The organism is Plantibacter elymi (nom. nud.), assembly GCF_900177795.1.
GTDB lineage: Bacteria > Actinomycetota > Actinomycetes > Actinomycetales > Microbacteriaceae > Plantibacter > Plantibacter elymi.
Genome location: NZ_FXWJ01000008.1, coordinates 1 through 5,657, shown reverse-complemented (window position 1 = coordinate 5,657; position 5,657 = coordinate 1). Strand labels below are relative to the sequence as shown.

The 5,657-nt window shown below is 53.9% G+C and carries 3 rRNA genes; all 3 read right to left on the bottom strand.

The window, feature by feature from the left end:
* Positions 1-27 precede the first annotated feature (27 nt).
* The 3 genes from rrf to CCK91_RS19275 all read right to left on the bottom strand — a co-directional run bounded on the left by rrf (position 28) and on the right by CCK91_RS19275 (position 5,370).
* Positions 28-144 (bottom strand): 5S ribosomal RNA (rrf, locus tag CCK91_RS19285).
* A gap of 136 nt (positions 145-280) precedes the next feature.
* Positions 281-3,398 (bottom strand): 23S ribosomal RNA (locus CCK91_RS19280).
* Between the two features lie 451 nt (positions 3,399-3,849).
* Positions 3,850-5,370 (bottom strand): 16S ribosomal RNA (locus tag CCK91_RS19275).
* Together the 16S, 23S and 5S rRNA genes form the textbook arrangement of a ribosomal RNA operon.
* Between the last annotated feature and the right edge of the window lie 287 nt (positions 5,371-5,657).

Here is a 5,657-nt window from a genome sequence, read left to right as displayed (position 1 = left end):
ACCTTGGGTGGCCATTTCAACGAAGAAGTCCGGCGGTGTCCTACTCTCCCACAGGGTCCCCCCTGCAGTACCATCGGCGCAAAGAGTCTTAGCTTCCGGGTTCGGAATGTGACCGGGCGTTTCCCTCTCGCTATGGCCGCCGAAACACTATTGATGTATCAAAGTGAACAAGCAAACCAACACGCTGTGCGAACACAGTGGTGTTGTTTGCGGGTTCTCGACCGTACATCGAGAACCACTCAGTGGACGCGTAGCATCTTCGTATTCAAACAAAGAAAGTGTTATCAAATTATCGGCTTATTAGTACCGGTCAGCTCCGAGAGTCTTTCGTCCTCTCTTCCACATCCGGCCTATCAACCCAGTAGTCTGGCTGGGAGCCTCTCGCCCGAAGGCATGGAAATCTCATCTTAAGGCCGGCTTCCCGCTTAGATGCTTTCAGCGGTTATCCATCCCGAACGTAGCTAATCAGCGGTGCTCCTGGCGGAACAACTGACACACCAGAGGTTCGTCCAACCCGGTCCTCTCGTACTAGGGTCAGATCCTTTCAAATTTCCTGCGCGCGCAGCGGATAGGGACCGAACTGTCTCACGACGTTCTAAACCCAGCTCGCGTACCGCTTTAATGGGCGAACAGCCCAACCCTTGGGACCTACTCCAGCCCCAGGATGCGACGAGCCGACATCGAGGTGCCAAACCATGCCGTCGATATGGACTCTTGGGCAAGATCAGCCTGTTATCCCCGAGGTACCTTTTATCCGTTGAGCGACAGCGCTTCCACAAGCCACTGCCGGATCACTAGTCCCGACTTTCGTCCCTGCTCGACTTGTCAGTCTCACAGTCAAGCTCCCTTGTGCACTTACACTCGACACCTGATTGCCAACCAGGTTGAGGGAACCTTTGGGCGCCTCCGTTACTTTTTGGGAGGCAACCGCCCCAGTTAAACTACCCACCAGGCACTGTCCCTGAACCGGATTACGGTTCGAAGTTAGATATCCAGAGTGACCAGAGTGGTATTTCAACAATGACTCCACCTGAACTAGCGTCCAAGCTTCAAAGTCTCCCACCTATCCTACACAAGCCACACCGAACACCAATACCAAGCTGTAGTAAAGGTCACGGGGTCTTTCCGTCCTGCTGCGCGTAACGAGCATCTTTACTCGTAATGCAATTTCGCCGAGTTCGCGGTTGAGACAGCTGGGAAGTCGTTACGCCATTCGTGCAGGTCGGAACTTACCCGACAAGGAATTTCGCTACCTTAGGATGGTTATAGTTACCACCGCCGTTTACTGGGGCTTAAATTCTCAGCTTCGCCTTGCGGCTAACCGTTCCTCTTAACCTTCCAGCACCGGGCAGGCGTCAGTCCGTATACATCGTCTTGCGACTTGGCACGGACCTGTGTTTTTAGTAAACAGTCGCTTCCCACTGGTCTCTGCGGCCTTCAAACGCTTTCGGAGCAAGTCCTAATACGCCTCAGGCCCCCCTTCTCCCGAAGTTACGGGGGCATTTTGCCGAGTTCCTTAACCACGATTCTCTCGATCTCCTTAGTATTCTCTACCTGACCACCTGAGTCGGTTTGGGGTACGGGCCACTAGAACCTCGCGTCGATGCTTTTCTTGGCAGCATAGGATCACCTACTATCCCTTACGGGTCCGTATCGTGTCTCAGCCTTCACGAGAGACGGATTTGCCTATCTCTCAGCCTACGCACTTACACCGGGACAACCATCGCCCGGCATAGGCTACCTTCCTGCGTCACACCTGTTAATACGCTAAACGCACCAGCATGGGGTCGAGCGTTAGACCGGACCCATCATCCCCGAAGGGAATCAGTCGTCCGGGTTAGGACTCTTAGCACCACTGGATTATCTTGGGCGGTTCTTCGCGGGTACGGGAATATCAACCCGTTGTCCATCGACTACGCCTGTCGGCCTCGCCTTAGGTCCCGACTTACCCAGGGAAGATTAGCTTGACCCTGGAACCCTTGGTCTTTCGGAGGACATGTTTCTCACATGTCTTTCGCTACTCATGCCTGCATTCTCACTCGTGTAGCGTCCACGGCTGGTTTACACCGCCGCTTCACTCGCCACACGACGCTCTCCTACCCATCAATACGGCTGGACCACGAAGGCCTACCAAAAATATCAATGCCACAACTTCGGTGGCGTGCTTGAGCCCCGTTACATTGTCGGCGCGGAATCACTTGACCAGTGAGCTATTACGCACTCTTTCAAGGGTGGCTGCTTCTAAGCCAACCTCCTGGTTGTCTGTGCAACTCCACATCCTTTCCCACTTAGCACGCGCTTTGGGACCTTAGTTGGTGGTCTGGGTTGTTTCCCTCTCGACGATGAAGCTTATCCCCCACCGTCTCACTGCTGCGCTCTCACTTACCGGCATTCGGAGTTTGGCTGACGTCAGTAAGCTTTTGGGCCCCATCGGCCATCCAGTAGCTCTACCTCCGGCAAGAAACACGCAACGCTGCACCTAAATGCATTTCGGAGAGAACCAGCTATCACGAAGTTTGATTGGCCTTTCACCCCTATCCACAGCTCATCCCCTCAGTTTTCAACCTAAGTGGGTTCGGTCCTCCACGACGTCTTACCGTCGCTTCAACCTGGCCATGGATAGATCACTTCGCTTCGGGTCTAGGACATGCGACTGAATCGCCCTATTCAGACTCGCTTTCGCTACGGCTACCCCACACGGGTTAACCTCGCCACATATCGCTAACTCGCAGGCTCATTCTTCAAAAGGCACGCTGTCACACCAACAAGGGTGCTCCAACGGTTTGTAAGCAAACGGTTTCAGGTACTATTTCACTCCCCTCCCGGGGTACTTTTCACCTTTCCCTCACGGTACTTGTCCGCTATCGGTCATCTGGGAGTATTTAGGCTTATCAGGTGGTCCTGACAGATTCACACGGGATTTCTCGGGCCCCGTGCTACTTGGGATACTCCTCGCACGATTGCAGCATTTCGACTACCGGGCTGGCACCGTCTCTGGCTGGGCTTTCAATCCCATTCGTCTATACCACGTTCTAATGCTCCCCGAATATCAGTTCGGAGTGAGAAGTCCCACAACCCCGGACATGCAACGCCTGATAGCTATCACACATGCCCGGTTTAGCCTCTTCCGATTTCGCTCGCCACTACTGACGGAATCACTGTTGTTTTCTCTTCCTGGGGGTACTGAGATGTTTCACTTCCCCCCGTTCCCTCTACCCGCCCTATATATTCAGGCGGGAGTCACCAGATCACCACAAGGGGCCTGGCGGGGTTTCCCCATTCGGAAATCCTCGGATCACAGCTCGTTTATCAGCTCCCCGAGGCTTATCGCAGATTACTACGTCCTTCTTCGGCTCCAGATGCCAAGGCATCCACCGTTTGCTCTTAGAAATTTGAAATCACATGAGTTTGAATCGATCGGCACCAGTTACCTGATGCAGATTGACCGATGATCAACATCACTTCCGAAGAAGTATGTTTTGATCTTTGTGATCCACAACCCCGAAGGGCCATGAATCTAAGATGCTCGCGTCCACTGTGTAGTTCTCAAAGTACGGGCGGTACCTCTCTCCTTGACAATTGATGTCAAGCAAAAGAGGCCCTGAGGTTCGTCCTTCCTCCACCGAAGCGGAGAAGATCCGGTCCCTCAGGACCCAACAGCGTGCATATGCAAACCCTCCAGCCGGCCACCGTTCCAATCCCCCGAAGAAGACGTACTTGCTGGCAGACTCTCACGTCTGCACCAATGTCAATGTTCCACCCATGAGCGCCAGCGAGAACATGTGTCTCGATCTGGCTTGGCAGCTTGAATCTCCCTGTATACAGAGGAGAGCTGCACATGCTCCTTAGAAAGGAGGTGATCCAGCCGCACCTTCCGGTACGGCTACCTTGTTACGACTTAGTCCTAATTACCGATCCCACCTTAGACAGCTCCATCCTTGCGGTTAGGCCACTGGCTTCGGGTGTTACCGACTTTCATGACTTGACGGGCGGTGTGTACAAGGCCCGGGAACGTATTCACCGCAGCGTTGCTGATCTGCGATTACTAGCGACTCCGACTTCATGAGGTCGAGTTGCAGACCTCAATCCGAACTGGGACCAGCTTTTTGGGATTCGCTCCACCTTACGGTATTGCAGCCCTTTGTACTGGCCATTGTAGCATGCGTGAAGCCCAAGACATAAGGGGCATGATGATTTGACGTCGTCCCCACCTTCCTCCGAGTTGACCCCGGCAGTATCCCATGAGTTCCCACCATTACGTGCTGGCAACATAGAACGAGGGTTGCGCTCGTTGCGGGACTTAACCCAACATCTCACGACACGAGCTGACGACAACCATGCACCACCTGTTTACGAGTGTCCAAAGAGTTGACCATTTCTGGCCCGTTCTCGTATATGTCAAGCCTTGGTAAGGTTCTTCGCGTTGCATCGAATTAATCCGCATGCTCCGCCGCTTGTGCGGGCCCCCGTCAATTCCTTTGAGTTTTAGCCTTGCGGCCGTACTCCCCAGGCGGGGCGCTTAATGCGTTAGCTACGACACGGAAACCGTGGAATGGTCCCCACATCTAGCGCCCAACGTTTACGGGGTGGACTACCAGGGTATCTAAGCCTGTTTGCTCCCCACCCTTTCGCTCCTCAGCGTCAGTAGCGGCCCAGAGATCTGCCTTCGCCATCGGTGTTCCTCCTGATATCTGCGCATTCCACCGCTACACCAGGAATTCCAATCTCCCCTACCGCACTCTAGTCTGCCCGTACCCACTGCAGACCCGAGGTTGAGCCTCGGGATTTCACAGCAGACGCGACAAACCGCCTACGAGCTCTTTACGCCCAATAATTCCGGACAACGCTTGCACCCTACGTATTACCGCGGCTGCTGGCACGTAGTTAGCCGGTGCTTTTTCTGCAGGTACCGTCACTTTCGCTTCTTCCCTGCTAAAAGAGGTTTACAACCCGAAGGCCGTCGTCCCTCACGCGGCGTTGCTGCATCAGGCTTTCGCCCATTGTGCAATATTCCCCACTGCTGCCTCCCGTAGGAGTCTGGGCCGTGTCTCAGTCCCAGTGTGGCCGGTCACCCTCTCAGGCCGGCTACCCGTCGTCGCCTTGGTGAGCCGTTACCTCACCAACAAGCTGATAGGCCGCGAGTCCATCCTTGACCAAAATTCTTTCCAGCAACTCACCATGCGGTGGAAGCTCGTATCCGGTATTAGACGTCGTTTCCAACGCTTATCCCAGAGTCAAGGGCAGGTTACTCACGTGTTACTCACCCGTTCGCCACTAATCCACCCAGCAAGCTGGGCTTCATCGTTCGACTTGCATGTGTTAAGCACGCCGCCAGCGTTCGTCCTGAGCCAGGATCAAACTCTCCGTAAATGTTGAATTGCACGACCACCGAAGCGACCGGCACATTTCGCGCACCATGCCACCGGAATAGGTGAACACGATGCAAGTTTGAAACTGACAGAACAAATCATTACTGACTTGCTTTGTTTTGTTTAAATGTTTTCCAAAGGAATCTCTTACAACATCAACCAACCGAAAAGGAAGGCATCAATTGCACGAGGTTTTTGGCATTTGACATTGTGCACGCTGTTGAGTTCTCAAGGATCGGATGCTCCTGCCTTTGGCCATCACGACCGCCCTGCAGGGCAACTTCTCTA